The organism is Delftia sp. RIT313 (genome assembly GCF_000632165.1).
Lineage (GTDB): Bacteria > Pseudomonadota > Gammaproteobacteria > Burkholderiales > Burkholderiaceae_C > Comamonas > Comamonas acidovorans.
Map to the genome: position 1 here is coordinate 120,795 of NZ_JFYT01000101.1, position 21,020 is coordinate 141,814.

Genomic DNA, 21,020 nt, shown 5'->3' on the forward strand with positions numbered 1-21,020 from the left:
GGCCGGGATACACCCGGTCCGCACGGCCCCGCAAAGCACAAAGGCCGCCTGGCATGCCCGGCGGCCTTTGTGTTTTCCGACTAGACCGCCTCCAGCGCCAGCAGCGCCGTGGCGGTGTTGGAGATCGGTATGTGGTAGTTGCCGTGCACGCGGCGCACGCCGGGCGCAGCCGCGGACAGGGCGCCGCGCATGGCCAGCCACATCAGCAGTTCCACGCCCTGGGTGCCGGTCTTTTCCACCAGTTCATGCACGCTGAACTGCGTGGCCCATTCGGGATTGGTGGCCAGGCTGTCGAGAAACTGCAGGTCGAAGGCCTTGTTGATGAAGCCCGCGCGCTCGCCATCGAGCTGGTGCGACAGGCCTCCTGAGGCAATGACGGCCACGCGCTGGTCGCTGTTCCAGCGCGCGATGGCCCGGCCCACGGCCTGGCCCAGCGCATAGCAGCGGCGCGCCGAGGGCAGCGGGAACTGCACGGTGTTGATGCACACCGGCACGACGGCCACAGGGCAGTCGCCCTCGGGCCAGAACAGCTTGAGCGGCAGCGTGCAGGCGTGGTCCACCAGCATCTCCTGGCAGCTGACCACGTCGAAATCCTCGCCCACCAGGGACTCGATCAGGTGCCATGACAGCTCCGTGTGGCCGCGCAGCGGTGCCAGCGTGGGAATGCCCCAGCCTTCGTCGGCGTTGCAGTAGCGCTCGGCCGCGCCCACGGCGAAGGTGGGCATCTTGTCGAGGAAGAAGTTCAGGCCGTGGTCGTTGTAGAACATCACCACCACGTCGGGGCGCTGGGCGGCCAGCCATTCGCGGATGGGCGGGAAGCCGTCGAAGAAGGGCTTCCAGTAGGGCTCGTTCTGCAGGCCCTTGTGGATGGCGTTGCCGATGGCGGGAATGTGCGAGGTGCCGAGGCCGCCGATGAGATGTGCCATGGTGGGTGTCTCCTGTGCTGTGTCTTGCGTGTGGTCTGCGGCGGTGCTCAGGCGTGCGAGCGCAGCAGGGCCTGGAACTCGGCTTTGGTCATGCCGGTCTGCTGGGCGCCTATGTCCTGCATGTCCAGGTGAAAGATGCCGGCCAGCTTGGCCAGGTAGTAGGCGTTGCCGCCGGCCGCGATCATCTGCAGCACGTTGCGGGCGCGCACGGCATCGGCCTGCTCCTGGTTCAGGCCGTAGCTGCGCATATAGTCCTCCTCGTCGGCCAGGAAGGCCTGGCGGTTGGCCAGCTCGTTGAAGGAAAAGCACATGCTGTTGAGCGCATAGCCCTTGCGGGCCTGCCTGCCATCGAACAGGGTGGTGCCGGGAATCTGCGGCTGGTCGGCCATGTTTTGTCTCCGGTATTTGCGTTGGATCAGCGGCAGTGTCCGGCGCGCGTTGCCAAAGATAAAGCGGCGGCCAATCATGGAATGCATGAGACAAATCGATGGATCGCAGCTCGATGGCAGGCTGCTGCAACTGCTGCTGGCCGTGCTGGAGACCGGCAGCGTCACGGCGGCGGCTCAGCGCCTGGGCGTGACGCAGTCGGCCGTCAGCCATCTGCTGGACAAGCTGCGCGCCATCACGGGCGACCGATTGTTCGTGCGGCAGGGGCGGGGCATTGCGCCCACGGCCCATGCACTGGCGCTGCAGGACCCGGCGCGCGAGCTGCTGCGGCAAATGCAGCAGTTCGGCCGGGGGCCCAGCTTTGACCCCGCGCACTGGCGTGCCGAGATCACCATTGCCGCCAACGACCTGCAGCGCGAGTTGCTGCTGCCGGCGCTGGCCCGGCGCCTGCGCACGCAAGCGCCCGCAGCCATGCTGCGCGTGATCGACAGCGGCGCGCCGGATGCCGAACTGCTGCGCTCGGACGCCTGCCTGCTGGCCATCAGCCCGCGTCCGCCCGATGCCACGGACATCGTGCAAAAGCGCCTGTTCAGCGATGAGTACGCAGTCTTCTATGACAGCGCCGTGCGACAGCCGCCGGCCAGCCTGGCCGACTATCTGCAGGCCGACCACGCCACCGTGGCCTATGCCGACCGCCAGGCCCTGGATCTGGACCTGCAACTGCAGGCGCGCGGGCTGGAGCGCCGCTTTGCCGTGCGCGTGCCGGGCTTTGCGGCGCTGGCCGCCTTCGTGCGCGGCACGCCGCTGCTGGCGACGGCGCCGTCGCTGCTGGGCCGCACGGCCCTGTCATCGCTGGCCAGCTTTGCCGTACCCGTGGACTGCCCGCCGCTGCCCATGTTCATGATCTGGCACGCGCGCCACCAGGCCGATCCCGCCCATGCGTGGCTGCGCGGGCAGTTGCAGCAGGTGGTGGCGCAGGCGCTTGGCGGCGCCGGGCCGTCAATGCCTGCGAAGCAAGGCGCGGCGCAGCAGGCGCGCGGCGCGGTTGCGGATCTGGAAGGGGCTGTGGCTCACGGCCGGGCTCACGCGGGCGCGTGAGCAGGCGGCCAGGAAGTCGCGCAGCAGCACGCTGTCATCCAGCGTGCTGGTGTCCGGGTTGCGGAACTGGAATTCGGGGTGCCACTGCGTGGCCGCGATATAGCTCTTGAGCGTGCCGGGCTTGCGGAAGATGGCCTCGGGAATGCGGTCGGGCAGGCTCCAGGCCTCCACATCGAACTCGGGCGCCACGTCCTTGATGCCCTGGTGGTGGATGCTGTTCACGCGTGCGCGGTCCAGAGTGGGGTACAGCGCCTCCAGCCGGCTGCCGGGCACGATGGCGATGTCGTGGTAGTGGCGGTCGTACTCGGTGGGATTGCGGTGCAGCTGCGAGCCGGGCACCTGGGTCTCGATGTCCTGGTAGAGCGTTCCGCCGAAGGCCACGTTGATCAGCTGCAGACCGCGGCAGACGCCGAAGATGGGCTTGCCGGCCTGGGAAAACGCCTCGACCACGGCCAGGTCGTAGAGGTCGCGCACGCGGTCGCCCAGCCATTCGGGGCGCATGGGTTCCTCGCCATAGCTGCCGGGCCAGACATCGGCGCCGCCGTGCATGACCACGCCGTCCAGCCACTCGGCATAGTGCTCCAGCGTCACGTCGCCGCGCGCGGTCTCGCCTGTGGGGCAGGGCACCATCACCACCATGGCGCCGGCCGACATGATCCAGTGCGCTATCGATTGCTCCACGTACTGCAGCGTCTTGCCCGTGAAAAGCGGACGCTGCGGGTCCGCATGGGAGAAACAGGCCGAAAGGCCGATCTTGAGGCGGCGTGAGGCAAGTGGGCTCATGGGGTGGTGGGCAAGGGGAAAGTCCTGATGGTCACGTTGTAAGCCCAATCGTGCCTGCGACCTGTAGGAAGGGGTTGAACGCCCGCGACCGGCGCAGGGCCATCACTGCAAATAGGTGTAGGTGAATGCAAGAGTTGTCTTGAGGCATCTCAAGCTTTTTCCGTCCATTCGTGCAGGCGCCCCGCCCGCGGGTGTAGCCTGTAGGCAGGGGTTGGGGCTGCGGATGCTGCAGCGCGAAAAACCTGACGACGCAGGGTGCGACTTGCTGTGCAGGCAGCCCGCATGGCGTTACGATGGATTCGCCAGTTCATCAATGGCCCCGACAACCCCGCCGCGCCGGTGGTGCGGCTTTTGGCGACTAGGAGGATATGCATGCAAGTTCAGGTTCATGCCGACGATTCGATCCAGGGTGGCGAGTCCTTGGCGCAATGGGCGCAGGAAGAGATCAACGCCAAGCTGGCGAGATTCAAGGACTACGTGGTACGCGTGGAGGTTTTCCTCACCGGCGTCGATGCGCTCAAGACCTCTGGCGCTCCCGGCAAGCGCTGCGTTCTGGAGACCCGGGCCAATGGCCGCCCGCCGATCGCCGTGAACGCCGAGGCTGAAAAGGTCAAGGATGCCTTCAACGCGGCCATTGAAAAGCTGAAGCGGGCCGTGGAGACCGACCTGGGCAAGCTCAAGGACAAGAACGGCCGCGAGAGCGTTCGCGGCGTGGAAGACGGCACCGAGGTGGATGCGGCCAGCCCGGCCTGACCCTCGAAATCCCCGCAACACAAACGGCAAGGCGCCCCATTGGGGCGCCTTTTTGTTGGGCAGGGCCATGGCTGCAGGTCGATCGCCGCAGCAAGCGTGTTCAGCGCGAGGCGCGCAGCACCACGCCGTCCAGCGAAGGCGCATGCAGCGGCTTCAGGGGCGATGCCAGCGGCGGCCCGAAGCGGCGCGCCGCACCTGCGGGTAGGGCCTGCGCATCCTGAGCGGCCTCCGCTTCCCATTGCGCGCGGGCCTCGGCGATTTCTTCGCTGGTGCGGGCCACGAAGTTCCACCACAGCAAGATGGCTTCATCCATGGGCTCGCCGCCAATGACCAGCAGGCGGCTGCCGGGCGTGGTCTCGATGGCGACCGAGGCCGTGCCCAGGGGCAGGTAGAGCAGTTCCTCCACCGGCAGGGGCTGGCCGTTCACGCTCACGCTGCCTTCCAGGCTGAGCACTGCATGCTCGAAATCGGCGCGCAGCGGCAGCGTGGCGACGGCATTGCCATTGCCCGCGCTGTCCGCATGCAGGTCCACGCTCATCAGGGGCGTGTGCACCTCGGCCGGCGACGTCAGGCCCAGCGCTTCGCCGGCCAGCACCGTGGCCGTGAAGTCGCCCACCGTGGTCCTGGGCAGCTCGGGGTAGTGCTGGAAGCGCGGCGGACCGTTGCGGTGCGACTCGGGCAGCGCAATCCACAGCTGCGCGGCGTGGATGTGCGAGGGCGTCTGGCTTTCCTCGGAGTGGGCGATGCCGTGGCCGGCCGTCATCAGGTTGACCTGGCCGGGGCGGATGATCTGGGTGTGGCCCAGGCTGTCGCGGTGCAGCACTTCGCCGCGGATCATCCAGGTGAAGGTCTGCAGGCCGATGTGCGGATGCGGGCTGACCTGCATGCCCGGTGGCGCGGGGTCGGCAGGACCGGCGTGATCGAGAAAGCACCAGGCGCCGACCTTGCGCAAGGCGCGCTGGGGAATGGCGCGCTGGATGGGAATGCCGCCCACATCGGCGGTGCGGGTGGGCAGGTGCTGGGGTTGGGAGTGGGGCTGGGACGTGTCGGACATGGTCGGATCGGCCTGTTTCGTGGGGGAAGCCACCAGTGTCGTGCAGCGCGGCGCAGCAGGCAAACGCGGCTCGCATCGATTGGGCCTGTTCGCTGACAGCGCGTTCTCAGGAACATTGTTTACATTCGAAGAACGGACCGGCGCCCGCCATTTTGGCGGGCGCCGGCCTCACTCTTACAGGAGAAAACGCCATGAATACATCCGTACAGACGCAAGCCGAAGCCGCTGAAGAGGCGGTCCAGAGCGCCGTGGAAGTCCAGCGATTCCCCGAGAAGTTCGAAGCCACGGTCACCGGCAATGTGCAGCACCGGGTAGGCGACGGCCCCCTGGAAGACATTCCGCGCGGCACCCGTGTGCAGGTGGCCACGGCCATCGGAAGCTATGTGCTGTCCTGGACCCAGGACGAGCAGCCGATCACCGTGTCGCTGGCCAAGCGCGAGTTCGAGCTCTATGTCGACACCGGGGAGATCGAGGTCAGCCAAGCCTGACGCCGGCCATGTCCCCATCCACTCCCAAAAGCCCTGCGGCCTGACAGCTGCAGGGCTTTTTGCATGGTGGCCCGGCCCGCGCTCAGGCCGGCAGCTGCAGCGCGGTCTGGATGTGTACCTCGCCGGCCAGCAGCTTGTGCACGGGGCAGGCCTCGGCCACCTGCAGCAGGCGCTGGCGCTGCTCGTCGTCCAGCGCGCCTTGCAGCGTGATCTGGCGCTCGATCAGGTTGCCGCTGGCGGGCGTGCCTTCGGGGTTCAGGCGCAGTTGCACGTCCACCTGCCCCAGCTTCCACTGCTTGCGCGCCGCGTACATCTGCAGCGTGACCGTGGTGCAGGCGCCCAGGGCCGACAGCAGCAGTTGCAGCGGGTTGGGCGCCGTGTCGCCGCCGCCCTTGTCCGCGGGCTCGTCCACATGCCAGCTGTGGCCTTGGGGGTCGCCGAGCGTGACGCGATAGGGGATGTCCGTGCTGGTGGCGTGGGCGCTGTGGATCATGGAAGGTCCTTTGTCCTGGGGTGTCGCAAGAGGGGTGGGAGAGGCAACGGACGACTCTACGCCTGCTTCGCGTCCGCTGCCCGGGGCCGGTGCTTCATGCGCAGCGGGATTTTGAGGTAGTGCACGCCATTGGCCTCGGCCGCAGGCCAATGGCCTGCGTGCATGTTGACCTGGATGGCGGGCAGCAGCAGGGCGGGCGCGGACAGCGTGGCGTCTCGCTGGTTGCGCATGGCCACGAAGCTTGCCTCGTCCACGCCCGTGTGCACATGCACATTGCCGGCGCGTTGCGCGTCCACCGTGGTTTCCCAGGCATGGCGGTCGCGGCCCGGCGCCTTGTAGTCATGGCACATGAACAATCGCGTTGCGGGCGGCAGGGCCAGCAGGCGCTGGATGGAGCGGAACAGCGTGCCCGCGTCGCCGCCGGGGAAGTCGGCGCGCGCCGTGCCGTAGTCGGGCATGAACAGCGTATCGCCCACGAAGACCGCGTCCGCGACGCGGTAGGACACGCAGGCCGGCGTATGGCCGGGCGTGTGCATCACCTCGATGCGCAGCCCGCCCAGCGGCAGGCTGTCGCCGTCGGCCAGCAGCCGGTCGAAGGGCTGGTCGCCGCCGGACGCGGGCAGGTTGAAGACGGGGCGGAAGATGCGCTGCACCTCGCGGATGTGCTCGCCCACGGCAATCGGGGCGCCCGTGCGCTCGCGCAGGTACGGGGCTGCGCTGAGGTGATCGGCATGGGCATGGGTTTCCAGAATCCAGCGCACTCGCAGGCCCTGGGCCTGCGCGGCGTCCAGCACGGCATCGGCCGAGCCGGTGTGGGCCTGGCCGCTGGCGTGGTCGTAGTCGAGCACGGGGTCGATGACGGCGGCCTCGGCCGTGTCCGCGTCCCAGGCCAGGTAGGTCACGGTGTGGGTGTTGGCGTCGAAGAACGGTGCAATGCGCAGCGGTGATGTCATGGAGGCACTCCTGGTTCGAGGGCTCGTGTGCAGCCTGTCGGTAATTATATTAGAATTTGCTAAATTAGATTGTTCTTGATCAACCATGACCGAACCGACGCTCTCTCCCGAACAGGCCTTTTTGCAGCAGGGCGCTGCACGTGCCGCCGCGCTGCTGCGCGCCGTGGGCAACGAGAGGCGCCTGCTGGTGCTGTGCCTGCTGATCGAGCATGGCGAGCTGTCCGTGGGCGAATTGCTGCAGCAGATCCCGCTGAGCCAGTCGGCCCTGTCCCAGCACCTGGCCCGCATGCGCGAAGAGGGTCTGGTCGCCTACCGCCGCGAGTCGCAGACGCTGTACTACCGCATCGCCAATCCCGATGTGCAAAAGCTGGTGGCCACGCTCAAGAGCATCTTCTGCGCCTGAAATCCTCTGTTCCCAAGGAGCTGATCCATGTCCCTTTCCTCCGTCTCCTCCCAAGCCGCCCGCCAGATGCAGGAGCAGGGCGCCTGGCTCATCGACATCCGCGCGCCGGACGAACATGCGCGCGAACGCATAGGCGGCGCACGCAGCATGCCCATGGATCGCCTGGCGGCGGGAGCCCTGGCCGGCGCGCCCGCCGCCGTGGTGTTTCACTGCCGCTCCGGCCACCGCACGCGCCTCAACGCCCAGGCCCTGGCGGCAGCCTTGCCGCCCGGCTGTGCCGGCCATGTGCTCGACGGCGGCCTGGACGCCTGGAAGGCACAAGGCCTGCCCGTGCTGCGCGACAGCCGCCAGCCGCTGGAGCTGCAGCGCCAGGTGCAACTGGGCGCGGGCGGGCTGGCACTGCTGGGCGCCGTGCTCGGCGCCACGGTGTCCCCGTGGTGGCACCTGCTGTCGGCCTTCGTGGGCTGCGGCCTGATCGTGGCCGGTGCCACGGGCTTTTGCGGATTGGCGCGCGTTCTGATGAAGGCGCCCTGGAACCGGCGCGCCCTGGGGCAGTGACGGCGCCTGCACTGAATCCAGCCTGACGCCTGCTGTCCGACCCCCAAGTTCCCCTGTTCAGGGGACTGTGGAGAACCCCGGACGGCAGTACGATAGCTGTATGACATCTGTTTACGCTCAACGCCGCGCACGCTTGGCCGCCCAGTTGGGCGCTGGCGGCATCGCCATCATTCCCACCGCTCCCGAGCGCCAGCGCAACCGGGACACCGGCTACCTGTACCGCCACGACAGCTACTTCTACTACCTGACCGGCTTTGCCGAGCCCAATGCCTGCCTGGTGCTGGCCGCCGACGGTACCAGCGTGCTGTTCTGCCAGCCCAAGGACCTGGAGCGCGAAATCTGGGACGGCATCCGCCTGGGCCCCGAGGCCGCCGTGGCCACGCTGGGCGTGAGCCAGGCGTTCTCCAGCGCCGAGATCGATACGCGCCTGCCCCGCCTGCTGGAGAACCGGGGCCGCCTCTGGTATCCATTCGCCACGCATGAAGGCCTGGCCGTGCGCGTGGAAGGCTGGCTGGGCCAGGTGCGCGCGCGCGTGCGCTTTGGCGCGCTGTGCCCGGCCGAGCAGGGCGACCTGTGCACACTGCTGGACGAGATGCGCCTGGTCAAGGACGCGCATGAGCAGGACATCATGCGCCGCGCCGCCGCCATCAGCGCCCAGGCCCATATCCGCGCCATGCAGCGCTCGGCACGCATGCTGCGCGCAGGCCAGGAGGTGCGCGAATACCACCTCGACGCCGAACTGCTGCATGAATTCCGCCAGCAGGGCTCGCAGTACGTGGCCTACGGCTCCATCGTGGCGGCCGGCGCCAACGCCTGCGTGCTGCACTACCAGGCCGACAAGGCGCCCGTGCACGCGGGCGAGCTGGTGCTGATCGATGCGGGCTGCGAGCTCGACGGCTACGCCAGCGACATCACGCGCACCTTCCCCGCCGATGGCCGCTTCACCGGCCCGCAGCGCGCGCTCTACGAGCTGGTGCTGGAAAGCCAGAAGGCCGCCGTGGCGGCCACGCGCGCCGGTGCGCGTTTCAACGATCCGCACGACGCCACCGTGGCCGTGCTGGCGCAGGGCATGCTGGACCTGGGCCTGCTGGACAGAAAGGTCTATGGCAATGCCCAGGACGTGATCGAGCAGCGCGCCTTCTTCCAGTTCTACATGCATCGCACGGGCCACTGGCTGGGCATGGACGTGCACGACTGCGGCAGCTATGTGGAGCCCTCGGAGCTGGGCCAGTCGCACGAGCGCAAGGACCCGCTGTCGGGCGAGACCATCACCAACCGCCCCAGCCGCATCCTGCGCCCGGGAATGTGCACCACCATCGAGCCGGGCATCTACGTGCGCCCTGCGGCCGGCGTGCCCGAGCAGTTCCACAACATCGGCATCCGCATCGAGGACGATGCCATCGTCACCGAGACGGGCTGCGAGCTGATCACGCGCGGCGTGCCCGTGGAGCCCGACGAGATAGAAGCCTTGATGCGTGACTGACAACGCCAGCCTGCCCACCACCGGCCCCGTGTCCACCCTCATGCCCGCCCCATCGGCCTATGTCCCGCCCGCGCTGCCACGGCTGAGCTGGCGCATCTTCACGGTGCTCTGGCTGCTGGGCCTGCCCGGCGTGGCGGCCATGGCCTGGTTCGTGCTGCCTGACTGGATGCGCCTGCTGGGCCTGCCCGTGGAGCCGCTGGCCACGCCGCTGGCCGGCATTGGCGTGATGGCCGCGCTGCTGGCCCTGCCCGTGGGCGTCGGGGTGTGGCTGGGGCCAAGGCTGGGCCTGTCCGCACCGCTGCTTACCACCTGGGTGGCCGGGCGTTCGCCCCAGCGCGCCGTGCGCTATCTCACGCTGCCGGGGCTGGCCGGCGGCGTGGTCGGCGCGGCCTGGCTGGTGACCCTGGCCCTGGCCTGGCCCGACGACCTGACCCTGATCGACCCCGTCTACGCCATGCCGCTGGGCGCCAAGATCCTGTACGCGGGCATCACGGCCGAGCTGGTGATGCGCCTGGGCGGCATGACGCTGGTGATGTGGCTGCTGTGGCGGCTGAGCGGGCGCACCGACCGCCGCCCGGGCTGGATGCTGGGCTGGTGGTCGGTGATGCTGTCGGCCCTGCTCTGGGGCTTGCTGCAGCTGGCGCTGGCCTGGGGTACCTGGGGCGGCCTGTCGGACGGGCTGGTGCTGCAGCTGCTGCTGTTCGAAATCGTCCACGGCGCCGTGGGCGGCTTCCTGTTCTGGCGCTATGGCCTGGAGGCGGCCATGGTGGCCCATGCGATCACCTATCTGCTCTCGCACGGGCTGGTGTGACTCTAGCCAAACCTCAGCGAGCCGAACAAGCCTTCCGTCTCATCCTTGGGGCCGGCCGCGAAGTACAGGGCGTTGCTGTCGCCCAGGGCCACGCCGTTGCCGAACTGCAGCGCCCACAGGCCCGGTATGGCGACCGGGCGATCCTGGCCATCGCGCAGCTCGTCCACGTAGCTGCCGCTGTCCAGGTCGAAGGCGCAGATGCGGCCCGCGCCGCCGAAGTTGCCCACCAGCAACCGGCCCGATAGCGGCCCGAAGTCGGGCGGTGCGATGGCCACGCCCCAGGGCGCGTTGAGCCTGCCATCGTCTGAATAGATCCGCTGCAGGCGGCCGTCCAGATCGAACTCGGCCAGCTTGCCGCGCGCGGGGCGGTTGCCGGTTGCGGCCTCGCGCTCTGCATCCATGGCATCTTCCTCACCCGCGAAGAAGGCGCTGGCGTCCTCGGGGTCAGGCTGGCTCATGGCGTAGAGCACGAAGACGCGGTCTCTTGAGCCGTCGTTGACAACCTGGATGTTGAACGGCACGGGATCGCCAGGTCTGGCAACGCCGGCAGGGCCGCTGGCGAAGGGGTTGACGAATCCCTGGGTGGGGGTGAGCTGCCATTGCGCGTCCAGTGTGCGGATCTGAGGCTGGTCGCCGAAATCGGCCAGCCACAGACGGTCCCAGCGGCCTGTATGCAGGGCCGCGCCGAAGAAGGCCATGCCCCGGCCCGTGCCATCGAAGACCTCGACGGCTGGGCCGTCCACGCGCACGATGGCGCCCGTCTCGGCGTCGCGCTCGGTCCAGGCGCTGACGCTGCCGCTGTCGGTCACGAAGACGAAGCGCGCCGCGCCGTCGAGCAGGCGCCCGCCTGCGGGCTGGCTGCGCACGCGGAACAGGTGGGATTCCAGGGGCGCGCCGTGGTAGACCACGCCAGTGACCTTGCCTGCGCTGCCGTCGTCGATGCGGGAGTCCGACTGGGGCACGGCCACCTTGCGAAGGCCGTCCTGGCGCAGTGTGCGCAGGCTTGGCTCGGACGAGCGCGAGACATCACCCAGGAATTGCCAGGAAGTGCCACCGCCGCCAATCCAGAAATGGCCGCCTGCGCCGGCCGGGCGGATGGCAATGCCCCAGCCGTTGACGAAGTCGGGTTCCGTGAAGCGCGCGCCGTAGCCAGCATGGCTGGCGAGCAGGGGTGTCTGGAGGTAGCGGTTGGCGGGTGCGCCGCCGCTGCAGGCGGTCAGTGCGGAGGAAGCGAGGGCGCTCAGAACAAAATGTCGCCGGTCGAGCATGTTGGATTTTCTGGTGGCATGGCAAAGCGGTGGATGGGTTGGCTGAGCATGCGAAACCAAGGGGCACCGGATGTTCTGGCTGCTGCCTGCGAACCCGGGGGGCCGCAGATATGAACAGGCGATGCTAGGGAGGGGCCGCCTGCCGGGTCAATGCGGCCCCGTCTGATTCTGCAGAGCGATGCAGGAGGACTCAGCGCAGCTGCCTGCGCAGAATCTTTCCGGTCACGGTCTTGGGCAGTTCCTCGCGCAGTTCGACGATGCGCGGCACCTTGTAGGCGGCCATGTGCGCCTTGCAATGGGCGATGAGTTCCTCGGGCGCGGCCTGCCGGCCCGCTTTCAGCGAGACCACGGCCTTGACGGTCTCGCCCCGGTAGTCGTCTGGCACGCCGATGACGGCGGCCTCGCGCACGGCGGGGTGGGTGTAGAGCACGTCCTCGACCTCGCGCGGCCAGACCTTGTAGCCGGCTGCGTTGATCATGTCCTTCTTGCGGTCCACCAGGTAGAACCAGCCGCGCTCGTCCATGAAGCCCACGTCGCCCGTGCGCAGCCCGCCCTCGAACATGGCGTCGGCCGTGGCTTCGGGCAGGTTCCAGTAGCCGGACATGATCTGCGGGCCGGCCGAGACGATCTCGCCGATCTCGCCCGGCGCGGCCTCGCGGTGCTGGTCGTCGATGATGCGCACCACCGTGCCATAGACCGGCACGCCGATGGACAGCGCACCCGATGCCGGGTCCACCGGCGCCCGCGCGCCCAGCGGCACGAAGTGCGTGGGCGAGCAGGTCTCGGTCATGCCGAAGGCGTTGTGGATGACCAGGCCCGACAGCTGCTCGAAGGCCTGGATCACGGCCGGGGCAATGGGCGCGCCGCCGGAGTACAAGGCCTTGAAGCTGCGGAAATCCTCGCGCGAGACGCCCGGGTGGTTCATCAGCGCCACGAAGGCGGTGATGGCGCCGATGGTGAAGCTGGGCCGGTGCTCGCGCATGGATTCGAGCATGGTCGCGGGATGGAAGCGGTGGCTGAGCACCAGCGGGCAGGGCACCAGCAGGGCCAGGGCCACATGGCCGACCAGGCCGGTGATGTGGAACAGCGGTGCCAGGCCCAGCACGCTGTCGTCCGCCGTGATGCCTATCCAGTCGCGGTAGGTCTGGGCGTTGAAGGCCAAGTTGCCATGCGTGTTCATGGCGCCCTTGGGCTGGCCCGTGGTGCCCGATGTGTAGGTGATCACGGCCGTATCGCCCGCCGCGGGCCGGCGCGCCAGCGGCGCGGGCTGGCCGCCGGCCTGCACCAGCGCAAGCAGGTCCAGCGTGCCATCGGCCACGGGCAGGCGCGGACCGTCGCCGAGCACGCGCGCATCGCCGCGCGTCTGCCAGTCCAGCGCCGACGTGGTGACCACGGTGGCCAGCGGCAGGCCGCCGGCCGCATGCACTTCGCGGGCCACGTCCAGGTACAGCTGGTCCAGGCACAGCAGGGCCTGGGCGCCCGCGTTGTGCAGGATGTAGTGCAGCTCGCGCTGCCGGTTCATGGGATTGACCGGCACGGCGATACCGCCCAGCTTCCAGGCCGCCACCAGGCCGATGACGAAGGCCGGATTGTTCTGCGTATAGAGGGCCAGCCGGTCGCCGGCCGCAAAGCCCCGCGCCTGCAGCGCATGGGCCAGCGCGCTGGCGGCCTGGTCGAGTTCGCGCAGGTTCAGCCCGCCGTCGAAGTAGCGCACGATGGCGCAGCCGGGTGCCGCAGCCAGCGAGGCTTCGAACAGGTCGAGCATGCTGCCGAACTGCGGCCGCATCTCGGCCGGCTGGCCCGGCGCGTAAAGGCCCAGCCAGGGCCTGTCGTGCGATGGGGCCGCGCTCATTTGATCACCACGGGATTGACGGGCGAGCCCGTGGCGCGGTGGATCTTCAGCGGCGCGGCCACGTACAGAAAGGTGTAGCGGCCGTCGTGCGCGCAGCTGTCGGCCAGGGCCTCCAGGTCGCAGATCTCGGTCAGCGTCACGCCCAGGTTGCGCATCAGCGCGCAGTGCAGCGGCAGGGCCACGCCGTGCACGGGGTCCATGGTGACTTCGTTGGCGATGGTGTCGGTGACCAGGTTGGGGATCTCCATCGCATGGAACCAGTCCACGAGTTCGGGCGAGTAGGTCAGGCCGGGCTCGCAGAAGTCGTTGTAGAAGCTCGCCTGGTCTTCGTAGAAGCCCGACAGGAAATTGGTGCGCACGATCAGGATGTCGTGCTTTTCTATGGTGTGTCCCTGGGCCTTGGCGCAGGCCATCAGGTCTTCGTGCGTGAAGGTCTCGGCACGCTCCAGCGCTGCCTTGCCGCGGTGGCGCGCCATGTCCAGCAGCACGCCGCGCCCCACGATGCCGCGCGCGCCCAGCGCCTCCACGCTGGCCTTGTCCAGCCCGCCGATGGTGGTGCGTGCGTCATAGCCATTCCAGATGCGCCCGCCGTACCAGACATGGCCCAGCGCGTCGTACTGTGTCGATCCCTGCAGGAAGGCGTCCAGCTTGTCATCGGCATAGTGCAGGCCGCCGGGGAGCCGGGGTGCATCGGGGCCGTCCCAGCTGGACTCGTCAAACACCATGGTGCGCTCGGCCGGTGTGCGGCCGGGCCAGACCGGATCGCCGCGCGGGTCGCCGATCAGGCGCTGCAGCGTGAAGGTCTCGCCCGAGCGGATGTGGGACACGCCGCGCAGCACCTCGGCGGGCGTGAGGAAGTTCAGCGCCCCGACCTCGTCGTCGGCTCCCCAGCGGCCCCAGTTGCTGGGGGCGTTCCTGAGCAGATCCTCCATCAGCGGGGCGTCGTCGTGCGTGTGTCCATGGTCGTGGGCATGTCCCATGTCTGTCTCCTGTCGTTGGTTTGTCGAACAAGGCGCGCAGGGCATTCAAACGCCAGGAGGGGCGCGAGGCTGTCGCGGGTTCGACACGCGGGCGGCAGGCATTGCGAACGTCCCGGGCAAAACTGCTTTCACAGGCGGCAGGCATGGCGGCGTGCCTGCGCCGGCGATGCTGCGCTGCAGCATCAAAACCCATAGCGGCAAAGGCCAGGCGCCACGGTGCTTTGCGATGCGCTGCGTGCCGCGCCTGCGCGATCTGCGAGGTGCCTGGGGCCTGGCTTTCAGCCCCTGGCCACATGCCGGAATGTTGCCTTCATGTAACCGCATTCGTGTGAGAATTGAAACCCGATTACAAACCCTGAGCGAGAGACATTCCATGCAAGTCCGCCGTGCCACCAAGATCGTCGCCACCCTGGGCCCCGCTTCCAGCGACCCGCAACTGCTGGAACAGATGGTGCGTGAAGGCGTCAACGTGGTGCGCCTGAATTTCAGCCACGGCAAGGCGCAGGACCACATCGACCGCGCCACCATGGTGCGCGAGGCGGCCCAGCGCGCAGGCCGCGAGGTGGCCATCATGGCCGACCTGCAGGGCCCCAAGATCCGCGTCGGCAAGTTCGCCGAAGGCAAGGTCATGCTGGAGCCCGGCGCGCGCTTCGTGCTCGACGCATCGCGCACAGCGCCCGGCGACCTGGGAGGCGTGGGCCTGGACTACAAGGAGCTGCCGCGCGACGTGAAGCCCGGCGATGTGCTGCTGCTCAACGACGGCCTGATCGTGCTCACCGTGGACCATGTGCGCGGCGACGAGGTGCACACCACCGTCAAGCTGGGCGGCGAGCTGTCCAACAACAAGGGCATCAACAAGCAGGGCGGCGGCCTGACGGCCCCGGCGCTGACGGCCAAGGACATGGAGGACATCAAGACCGCCATGAGCTTCCAGGCCGACTACGTGGCCGTGAGCTTTCCCAAGAACGCCACCGACATGGAGATGGCGCGCCAGCTGTGCAACGTGGCTGCGGCCCAGTACGGCCACAAGCCCGGCCTGATCGCCAAGATCGAGCGTGCCGAGGCCATTCCGCGCCTGGAAGAGATCCTGCATGTCTCCGACGGCATCATGGTCGCCCGTGGCGACCTGGCCGTGGAAGTGGGCAACGCGGCCGTGCCCGCGCTGCAAAAGAAGATGATCCGCATGGCGCGCGACATGGACAAGTTCGTGATCACCGCCACGCAGATGATGGAGAGCATGATCACCAACCCCGTGCCCACGCGCGCCGAGGTCAGCGACGTGGCCAACGCCGTGCTGGACGGCACGGACGCCGTCATGCTCAGCGCCGAGACCGCCGCCGGCAAGTACCCGCTGGAGACCGTGCAGGAAATGGCCAAGATCTGCGCCGCCGCAGAAGCCGCCGAAGACCCGGACAGCGATGCCGAGTTCACCGGCCGCCAGTTCTCGCGCATCGACCAGTCGATCGCCATCGGCGCGCTGTTCACGGCCCACCACCTGGGCGCCAAGGCCATCGTCGCCATGACGGACAGCGGCTCCACCGCGCTGTGGATGAGCCGCCACCGCATCCACATCCCCATCTACGCGCTCACGCCCAAGATCTCCACGCAGCGCAAGATGGCCATGTACCGCAACGTGCGCCCCCTGCTGATGGACACCAGCGCCGACCGCGACACCGCGCTGGACCAGGCCGAAGGCCATCTGCGCGCGCGCAACATCGTGCAAAGCGGCGATGTCTATGCCATCACCTGCGGCGAGCCCATGGGCCAGCCCGGTGGCACCAACATGCTGAAGATATGTCGTGTGAACTAACCCCCTGAGGCGCTTCGCGCCTTCCCCCTCTCGCTACGCGGGGGGGACGACACCCTCGCGGCGGGGCGGCCCTTGCTCGGTGTCCCTCGTTTTGGGGCGCGCCAGTTTTATGTGCGGTGCGCTATGCCTTCGCCATGGTCTATTGGGGCCTGCCTGAGTGGGTTCGTGCGTTGTAGGGCAGCAGGTTGGGCATGACGGCACGGCGGCGCCACAGCGCGGCATGCCAGACCAGGGTGGCGCTGCAGATGCCCACGATGGCACCGCCGACCACATCGGACGGGAAGTGCACGCCCAGGTGCACGCGGCTCCAGGCCATGCCCAGGGCCAGCGACCAGGCGGACACCATGACCCAGCGGCGGTGGCGCGTGCAGCCCAGGGTCAGCGCCTGGGCCAGGGCAAAGGCGCCCGTGGCGTGCATGCTCGGAAAGCTGGACCGCAGCGCGTGTTCCACCCATTGCACGCCCATGCCCAGCTGGGCAGGACGCGGCGCCGGGAAGCCCCAGCGGATCAGCCGCGCCACGGCCCAGGCGGCCAGCATGGACAGCAGGGCCAGCACCAGGGTGCGGCGCAGGGCGGGCGAGCCGCGCAGCAGCCCGGCCATCACGGGAACGGCGCACAGCGAGGGAAGCCAGGAGGAGATGGCGCGCGCCGCCTCGATCGAGATGGCGGGCGTTTGCGCGTTGGCGTTCAGCAGCGTGAACAGGGCGGGGTCCAGGGGCAGCATGGCAACGCTCGATCAGGGAGTGGAAGGCGGAAGACTGGCGGCGGGCCACAGGGAGTCGGGCGCGCTTTCCCGGGTGCGCAGCGCACGCGTGACCGCCAGGTCGAAGAGCCAGCCAGCCGTCCAGCACAGCCAGCCGGTCCACAGCGTGTGGCTCATGAAATGGGCGCCGCGCATCTGCTGGGCCAGGCCCATCGACAGCCCCGCGGCCAGCGAGACGGCCAGCCAGATCCAGGCTGCGCGCGGTGCATGGCGGCGCAGCGCGAAATAGCCGGCCAGAAAGGCAAAGCCTGCCGAGGCATGGCCTGCGGGAAAGCAGCGCCCTGGCCCGCCATCGGCCAGGCCCAGCGACCAGTGCGAGACATGGCGCGCCACGCCGCCGAACTCGGCCAGGTCCCAGGGGCAGCTGGTCGCGCTGGTGTACTTGAGCAGCGAGATCAGGGCCAGCGACAGCAAGATGCCCGCCACCAGCTGCACGCGCCGTCCATGGGGCAGCAGGCGCAGCGGGCCCACGGGCCGCCAGACGCACAGCGTCAGGCCCAGCACCACCAGCCAGGCCAGGCGGCGTGCGCCTTCGTGGGCGATGTTCACGAAGAACCAGTCCGAACGCAGCGCAAAGCCATCGGCGTCGCCAAACCAGCGGGCCATGGACAGGTCCAGGGCGCTGGCATCCCAGGCCAGGACCACGGCCAGGGCCGCCAGGGTCCACAGCAGGGTGCTTTTGAAGGAGGGGCCCTGCGCGGGGGCTGCGGAGAAATCTCGGGGTTCAGGTGTCGGCATGGCCGGCAGCATGAGAAGCGCGGCTTAAACCCGTCTTAACGCATGCCCCGGCGTGCGGCCATCGTCTGGCGCCGCAGCCGGCAGCGGCCATTGCACAATGCGCGCATGCGAATACTGGTCGTCGAAGACAACGCGGGCATTGCCGCAGGCCTGCAGGCCAATCTGCAACAGCGCCGCTATGCGGTCGACGTCTGCTCCACCGTGGCCGATGCCTGGCATGCGCTGGAGATGGAGCGCTTCGACGCCGTGCTGCTGGACCTGGGCCTGCCCGACGGCGATGGCAGCGAAATCCTGCGCCGCCTGCGGAGCCCGCGCCGCCCGGGTGGCGACAGCCAGGCCCTGCCGGACCCCAACACGCCCGTGCTCATCCTCACCGCGCGCGACCAGGTGCGCGAGCGCATCGCCGGGCTGGACCTGGGTGCCGACGATTACCTGGTCAAGCCCTTCGACATCGACGAGCTGGAGGCGCGGCTGCGCGCCATGCTGCGCCGCGCAGGAGGCCAGGCGGCACCCGTGATCCGCCATGGCGAGCTGGAGGTCGACCCGGCCGCGCGCACCGTGCGCCGCGACGGAAAGCTGGTGGAGATGTCGCCGCGCGAGTTCTCGGTGCTCTGGGTGCTGCTGCAGGCACGCGGGCGCGTGCTCTCGCGCCAGCAGATCGAGGAACATCTCTACAGCTGGGGCACGGCCGTGGAAAGCAATGCCGTCGAAGTCCACATCCACCACCTGCGCAAGAAGCTGGGCAATGCCAGCATCGTCACCATGCGTGGCGTGGGCTATTTCCTGCCCGTGGAGAACACATGAGCACCGCGCCGGACCGCCGCCCCTCGCTGATCTGGCATCTGATGGCCTGGATGCTGGGCGCGCTGGTCGTGGTCTGGGCCAGCTTCGTGGCGCTGGGCTACCAGACCGGCGTGCACGAGGCCGACGAGCTCACCGACGGCCACCTGGCCGGCGTGGCTGCGCTGGTGCTCAACCTGGAAGTCGCAGGCGCCGTAGGCCAGGGAGCAGCCACGCCCGTGCATGAGCCCCCCGGCCTCATGGCCCACGACTACCAGCAGTCGCTGAGCGTGGCCCTGTGGGATGGCTCCGGCCGGCTCATCTCGCGCACGGGCGATGCGCCCGAGCCCTCCTTCGACACCGAGCAGGGCTTTGCCACGCTGCGCCTGGGCCCGGAGCGCCGTGCCTGGCGCAGCTTCACCCAGTGGAGCCGCGACCACGCACGCAAGGTCAGCGTGATGATCGAGCTGCAGGAGCGCGACGAACTGGCCGACGACATTGCGGGCCAGATGGTCGAGCCCGGCCTGTGGCTGCTGCCTGTGGTGGCGCTGGCGCTGGGGCTGGCCATTCGCCGGGGCATGCGGCCGCTCAACGAACTCTCGCGCGAGGTGGAGCGCCTGGACCTGGCCCAGGCCGAGCGCGTCTCGCACCGCCACGCGCTGCGGGAATTCATGCCCGTGGTGAACTCCATCAACACCTTGCTGGACCGCCAGCAGGAGGCGCTGGAGCGCGAGCGCAGCCTGGCCAACGAAGTGGCCCATGAACTGCGCACGCCGCTGGCCTCCATCGCCTTGCAGGCGCGGGCCCTGGGCGATGCGCCGGCTGGTGCCATGGACGCCCCGGCCCAACGCCAGGCGCTGGCGCAGATAGGCCGGGACGCGCTGCATGCCGGCCATGTGCTCAGCCAGTTGCTGGCACTGGCGCGCGCCGGCCGCGCCATGCTGGCCGAGCCGCCCGTGCCCGTGGACCTGGCCGCGCTGGCCCGGCAGGTGGTGGCCGCCCATGCGCAGGCGGCCTGGCAGCGCGACTGCAGCCTGTCCGTGCAGGCGCCTGAGGCACTGGGCGTGATGGGCAATGCCGTGCTGCTGGAGCTGGCGCTGCGCAATCTGGTGGAAAACGCCCTCAAGCACACGCCGCACGGCACGCAGATCGAAGTCCAGGCCGGGCAGGGGCCCGACGGCGAGGTCTGGCTGCAGGTCTGCGACGACGGCCGCCGTAGCGACGGCCGCCGCGATGGCGCCGAGCGCGCGGCAGCGCCCGTGGACAGCCTGCACCTGGGCCACGAGATCGTGGCGCGCGTGCTGCGCGCCCACCAGGGAAGCTTTGGCGAGGCCGCGCCGCCCGAAGGCTTCACGACCTGCTACCGCATGGGAATGCCCGGGACAGGGTTGGCGGCAGCTGGTTAAAATCGCCAGTTACCAAGCGGTTACTGCCGCGATCCCCCGGCCGTGGCCCCGCAGCGCACCCCATGACGCAGCGGCGGCTGCCATGCGGCAGGGGCATCCCCCTCTCAACAACTTGATACGGACCCTACACATGCCTCTCGTTTCGATGCGCGAACTGCTGGACCACGCTGCCGAAAACGGCTACGGTCTTCCCGCCTTCAACGTCAACAACCTGGAGCAGGTGCAAGCCGTGATGTCGGCCGCTGACGAAGTGGGCGCGCCCGTCATCCTGCAGGCCAGCGCAGGCGCCCGCAAGTACGCCGGCGAGCCCTTCATCAAGCACCTGATCCAGGCCGCCGCCGAGCAGTATCCCCACATCCCCCTGGTCATGCACCAGGACCACGGCACCTCGCCCGCCATCTGCCAGGGCGCGCTGAACCTGGGCTTCGGCTCGGTGATGATGGACGGCTCGCTGATGGAAGACGGCAAGACGCCTTCCTCCTTCGAATACAACGTGGACGTGACCCGCAAGGTCGTGGAAATGGCCCACAAGCTGGGCGCCACCGTCGAAGGTGAGCTCGGCTGCCTGGGCTCGCTGGAAACCGGCATGGCCGGCGAGGAAGACGGCGTGGGCGCCGAAGGCGTGCTCGACCACTCGGCCTTGCTGACCGACCCCGAGGAAGCGGCCCAGTTCGTCAAGGCCACGCAGCTGGACGCGTTGGCCATTGCCATCGGCACCAGCCACGGCGCCTACAAGTTCACGCGCAAGCCCACGGGCGACATCCTGTCCATCCAGCGCGTCAAGGAAATCCACGCGCGCCTGCCCAACACCCACTTGGTCATGCACGGCTCCTCCTCCGTGCCCCAGGAACTGCTGGAAATCATCCGCCAGTACGGCGGCGCCATGAAGGAAACCTACGGCGTGCCCGTCGAGGAAATCCAGGAAGCCATCAAGCACGGCGTGCGCAAGATCAACATCGACACCGACATCCGCCTGGCGATGACCGGCGCCGTGCGCAAGTTCCTGGCCGAGAACCCCGAGAAGTTCGACGCCCGCGAATGGCTCAAGCCCGCCCGCGAAGCCGCCAAGCAGATCTGCAAGGCCCGCTACATCGAGTTCGGCTGCGAAGGCCAGGGCGCCAAGATCAAGGGCTACACGCTGGAGCAGATGGCCGCCAAGTACGCTGCCGGTTCGCTGCAGCAGGTCGTGAACTGATCGGTTCCTTCCCCCTTCAAAAAAAAGCCCGCCGGTCC

22 protein-coding genes are annotated in these 21,020 nt (G+C 68.7%); 11 read left to right on the forward strand and 11 right to left on the reverse strand.

All coding sequences use genetic code 11. From position 1 onward, the window contains the following. Positions 1–80 precede the first annotated feature (80 nt). Positions 81–926: a class III extradiol dioxygenase family protein gene (locus tag BW39_RS27715; RefSeq protein WP_043825402.1), complete on the reverse strand. Its 846-nt coding sequence runs from the start codon at positions 924–926 to the stop codon at positions 81–83. A 47-nt stretch (positions 927–973) separates the two neighbouring features. Next, a complete protein-coding gene (locus BW39_RS27720; RefSeq protein WP_043825455.1) occupies positions 974–1,315 on the reverse strand; it encodes a protocatechuate 4,5-dioxygenase subunit alpha in 342 nt (113 codons plus the stop codon). A gap of 76 nt (positions 1,316–1,391) precedes the next feature. Here BW39_RS27720 and BW39_RS27725 point away from each other — a divergent pair, with 76 nt between their 5' ends. Then, positions 1,392–2,411, forward strand: a complete 1,020-nt coding sequence (locus BW39_RS27725) for a LysR family transcriptional regulator (protein ID WP_043825403.1) — start codon at positions 1,392–1,394, stop codon at positions 2,409–2,411. On the opposite strand, the gene BW39_RS30720 is transcribed toward BW39_RS27725, so the two are convergent. Then, entirely contained in the window at positions 2,313–3,194 is an 882-nt protein-coding gene (locus tag BW39_RS30720; RefSeq protein ID WP_012202849.1) for a gamma-glutamyl-gamma-aminobutyrate hydrolase family protein, read from the reverse strand. The genes BW39_RS27725 and BW39_RS30720 overlap by 99 nt on opposite strands. Positions 3,195–3,566: 372 nt before the next feature. Here BW39_RS30720 and BW39_RS27735 point away from each other — a divergent pair, with 372 nt between their 5' ends. Continuing rightward, complete coding sequence (locus BW39_RS27735; protein WP_012202850.1) at positions 3,567–3,947, forward strand: HPF/RaiA family ribosome-associated protein; 381 nt, start codon at positions 3,567–3,569, stop codon at positions 3,945–3,947. A 100-nt stretch (positions 3,948–4,047) separates the two neighbouring features. Here the strand turns inward: BW39_RS27735 and BW39_RS27740 are convergent, their stop codons facing one another. Further along, positions 4,048–5,001, reverse strand: a complete 954-nt coding sequence (locus BW39_RS27740) for a pirin family protein (protein WP_043825407.1) — start codon at positions 4,999–5,001, stop codon at positions 4,048–4,050. A gap of 191 nt (positions 5,002–5,192) precedes the next feature. Here BW39_RS27740 and BW39_RS27745 point away from each other — a divergent pair, with 191 nt between their 5' ends. After that, complete coding sequence (locus BW39_RS27745) at positions 5,193–5,489, forward strand: hypothetical protein (RefSeq protein ID WP_012202852.1); 297 nt, start codon at positions 5,193–5,195, stop codon at positions 5,487–5,489. A gap of 82 nt (positions 5,490–5,571) precedes the next feature. Here BW39_RS27745 and BW39_RS27750 read toward each other — a convergent pair whose 3' ends face one another. Both BW39_RS27750 and BW39_RS27755 read right to left on the reverse strand, forming a co-directional pair. Next, positions 5,572–5,982, reverse strand: coding sequence for an OsmC family protein (locus tag BW39_RS27750; protein WP_043825408.1), 411 nt, complete (start codon positions 5,980–5,982; stop codon positions 5,572–5,574). A gap of 56 nt (positions 5,983–6,038) precedes the next feature. Next, complete coding sequence (locus BW39_RS27755; RefSeq protein WP_043825410.1) at positions 6,039–6,935, reverse strand: MBL fold metallo-hydrolase; 897 nt, start codon at positions 6,933–6,935, stop codon at positions 6,039–6,041. Positions 6,936–7,020: 85 nt separating this feature from the next. On the opposite strand from BW39_RS27755, the gene BW39_RS27760 reads away from it, so the two are divergent. The 4 genes from BW39_RS27760 to BW39_RS27775 all read left to right on the forward strand — a co-directional run bounded on the left by BW39_RS27760 (position 7,021) and on the right by BW39_RS27775 (position 10,190). Further along, positions 7,021–7,338, forward strand: coding sequence for an ArsR/SmtB family transcription factor (locus BW39_RS27760; protein ID WP_012202855.1), 318 nt, complete (start codon positions 7,021–7,023; stop codon positions 7,336–7,338). A 27-nt stretch (positions 7,339–7,365) separates the two neighbouring features. Then, a complete protein-coding gene (locus BW39_RS27765; RefSeq protein WP_043825412.1) occupies positions 7,366–7,896 on the forward strand; it encodes a rhodanese family protein in 531 nt (176 codons plus the stop codon). 100 nt (positions 7,897–7,996) lie between these two features. Continuing rightward, positions 7,997–9,379: an aminopeptidase P N-terminal domain-containing protein gene (locus tag BW39_RS27770; RefSeq protein ID WP_043825414.1), complete on the forward strand. Its 1,383-nt coding sequence runs from the start codon at positions 7,997–7,999 to the stop codon at positions 9,377–9,379. Next, positions 9,372–10,190: a hypothetical protein gene (locus BW39_RS27775; RefSeq protein ID WP_012202858.1), complete on the forward strand. Its 819-nt coding sequence runs from the start codon at positions 9,372–9,374 to the stop codon at positions 10,188–10,190. The genes BW39_RS27770 and BW39_RS27775 overlap by 8 nt, the downstream gene beginning before the upstream one ends. 2 nt (positions 10,191–10,192) lie before the next feature. Here the strand turns inward: BW39_RS27775 and BW39_RS27780 are convergent, their stop codons facing one another. The 3 genes from BW39_RS27780 to BW39_RS27790 all read right to left on the reverse strand — a co-directional run bounded on the left by BW39_RS27780 (position 10,193) and on the right by BW39_RS27790 (position 14,290). Beyond that, on the reverse strand, positions 10,193–11,458 hold the full coding sequence (locus BW39_RS27780; protein WP_043825416.1) for a TIGR03118 family protein: 1,266 nt from the start codon (positions 11,456–11,458) through the stop codon (positions 10,193–10,195). 190 nt (positions 11,459–11,648) lie between these two features. Further along, positions 11,649–13,310, reverse strand: a complete 1,662-nt coding sequence (locus BW39_RS27785; protein ID WP_043825418.1) for an AMP-binding protein — start codon at positions 13,308–13,310, stop codon at positions 11,649–11,651. Beyond that, entirely contained in the window at positions 13,307–14,290 is a 984-nt protein-coding gene (locus BW39_RS27790; protein WP_052155446.1) for a cyclase family protein, read from the reverse strand. Before BW39_RS27790 ends, BW39_RS27785 begins: the two co-directional genes overlap by 4 nt. A gap of 373 nt (positions 14,291–14,663) precedes the next feature. On the opposite strand from BW39_RS27790, the gene pyk reads away from it, so the two are divergent. After that, the gene (gene pyk / locus BW39_RS27795; RefSeq protein WP_012202862.1) at positions 14,664–16,100 is read left to right on the forward strand and encodes a pyruvate kinase; all 1,437 of its coding nucleotides are present in this window, start codon (positions 14,664–14,666) and stop codon (positions 16,098–16,100) included. Positions 16,101–16,239: 139 nt separating this feature from the next. Here pyk and BW39_RS27800 read toward each other — a convergent pair whose 3' ends face one another. Then, positions 16,240–16,824: a phosphatase PAP2 family protein gene (locus BW39_RS27800; RefSeq protein WP_043825420.1), complete on the reverse strand. Its 585-nt coding sequence runs from the start codon at positions 16,822–16,824 to the stop codon at positions 16,240–16,242. Positions 16,825–16,836: 12 nt separating this feature from the next. Then, positions 16,837–17,613: a phosphatase PAP2 family protein gene (locus BW39_RS27805; RefSeq protein ID WP_043825422.1), complete on the reverse strand. Its 777-nt coding sequence runs from the start codon at positions 17,611–17,613 to the stop codon at positions 16,837–16,839. A 93-nt stretch (positions 17,614–17,706) separates the two neighbouring features. Here BW39_RS27805 and BW39_RS27810 point away from each other — a divergent pair, with 93 nt between their 5' ends. The 3 genes from BW39_RS27810 to fba all read left to right on the forward strand — a co-directional run bounded on the left by BW39_RS27810 (position 17,707) and on the right by fba (position 20,982). Next, a complete protein-coding gene (locus BW39_RS27810) occupies positions 17,707–18,405 on the forward strand; it encodes a response regulator transcription factor (RefSeq protein WP_043825458.1) in 699 nt (232 codons plus the stop codon). Next, positions 18,402–19,787 carry an ATP-binding protein gene (locus tag BW39_RS27815; protein ID WP_043825424.1) on the forward strand — a complete coding sequence of 462 codons (1,386 nt, stop codon included), beginning with the start codon at positions 18,402–18,404 and terminating at the stop codon, positions 19,785–19,787. Before BW39_RS27810 ends, BW39_RS27815 begins: the two co-directional genes overlap by 4 nt. A 130-nt stretch (positions 19,788–19,917) precedes the next feature. Then, a complete protein-coding gene (gene fba, locus BW39_RS27820; RefSeq protein WP_013804528.1) occupies positions 19,918–20,982 on the forward strand; it encodes a class II fructose-bisphosphate aldolase in 1,065 nt (354 codons plus the stop codon). Positions 20,983–21,020: the final 38 nt, after the last annotated feature.

Bases quoted from the DNA above. Each gene is read 5' to 3' on its own strand.
- BW39_RS27810 (WP_043825458.1), top strand. From the start codon at position 17,707: ATGCGAATACTGGTCGTCGAAGACAACGCGGGCATTGCCGCAGGCCTG.
- BW39_RS27735 (WP_012202850.1), top strand. From the start codon at position 3,567: ATGCAAGTTCAGGTTCATGCCGACGATTCGATCCAGGGTGGCGAGTCC.
- BW39_RS27765 (WP_043825412.1), top strand. From the start codon at position 7,366: ATGTCCCTTTCCTCCGTCTCCTCCCAAGCCGCCCGCCAGATGCAGGAG.
- BW39_RS27785 (WP_043825418.1), bottom strand. From the start codon at position 13,310: ATGAGCGCGGCCCCATCGCACGACAGGCCCTGGCTGGGCCTTTACGCG.
- BW39_RS27770 (WP_043825414.1), top strand. From the start codon at position 7,997: ATGACATCTGTTTACGCTCAACGCCGCGCACGCTTGGCCGCCCAGTTG.
- pyk (WP_012202862.1), top strand. From the start codon at position 14,664: ATGCAAGTCCGCCGTGCCACCAAGATCGTCGCCACCCTGGGCCCCGCT.
- BW39_RS27750 (WP_043825408.1), bottom strand. From the start codon at position 5,982: ATGATCCACAGCGCCCACGCCACCAGCACGGACATCCCCTATCGCGTC.
- BW39_RS27725 (WP_043825403.1), top strand. From the start codon at position 1,392: ATGGAATGCATGAGACAAATCGATGGATCGCAGCTCGATGGCAGGCTG.
- BW39_RS27745 (WP_012202852.1), top strand. From the start codon at position 5,193: ATGAATACATCCGTACAGACGCAAGCCGAAGCCGCTGAAGAGGCGGTC.
- BW39_RS27815 (WP_043825424.1), top strand. From the start codon at position 18,402: ATGAGCACCGCGCCGGACCGCCGCCCCTCGCTGATCTGGCATCTGATG.
- BW39_RS27715 (WP_043825402.1), bottom strand. From the start codon at position 926: ATGGCACATCTCATCGGCGGCCTCGGCACCTCGCACATTCCCGCCATC.
- BW39_RS27740 (WP_043825407.1), bottom strand. From the start codon at position 5,001: ATGTCCGACACGTCCCAGCCCCACTCCCAACCCCAGCACCTGCCCACC.
- fba (WP_013804528.1), top strand. From the start codon at position 19,918: ATGCCTCTCGTTTCGATGCGCGAACTGCTGGACCACGCTGCCGAAAAC.
- BW39_RS27720 (WP_043825455.1), bottom strand. From the start codon at position 1,315: ATGGCCGACCAGCCGCAGATTCCCGGCACCACCCTGTTCGATGGCAGG.
- BW39_RS30720 (WP_012202849.1), bottom strand. From the start codon at position 3,194: ATGAGCCCACTTGCCTCACGCCGCCTCAAGATCGGCCTTTCGGCCTGT.
- BW39_RS27760 (WP_012202855.1), top strand. From the start codon at position 7,021: ATGACCGAACCGACGCTCTCTCCCGAACAGGCCTTTTTGCAGCAGGGC.
- BW39_RS27805 (WP_043825422.1), bottom strand. From the start codon at position 17,613: ATGCTGCCGGCCATGCCGACACCTGAACCCCGAGATTTCTCCGCAGCC.
- BW39_RS27800 (WP_043825420.1), bottom strand. From the start codon at position 16,824: ATGCTGCCCCTGGACCCCGCCCTGTTCACGCTGCTGAACGCCAACGCG.
- BW39_RS27755 (WP_043825410.1), bottom strand. From the start codon at position 6,935: ATGACATCACCGCTGCGCATTGCACCGTTCTTCGACGCCAACACCCAC.
- BW39_RS27790 (WP_052155446.1), bottom strand. From the start codon at position 14,290: ATGGGACATGCCCACGACCATGGACACACGCACGACGACGCCCCGCTG.
- BW39_RS27780 (WP_043825416.1), bottom strand. From the start codon at position 11,458: ATGCTCGACCGGCGACATTTTGTTCTGAGCGCCCTCGCTTCCTCCGCA.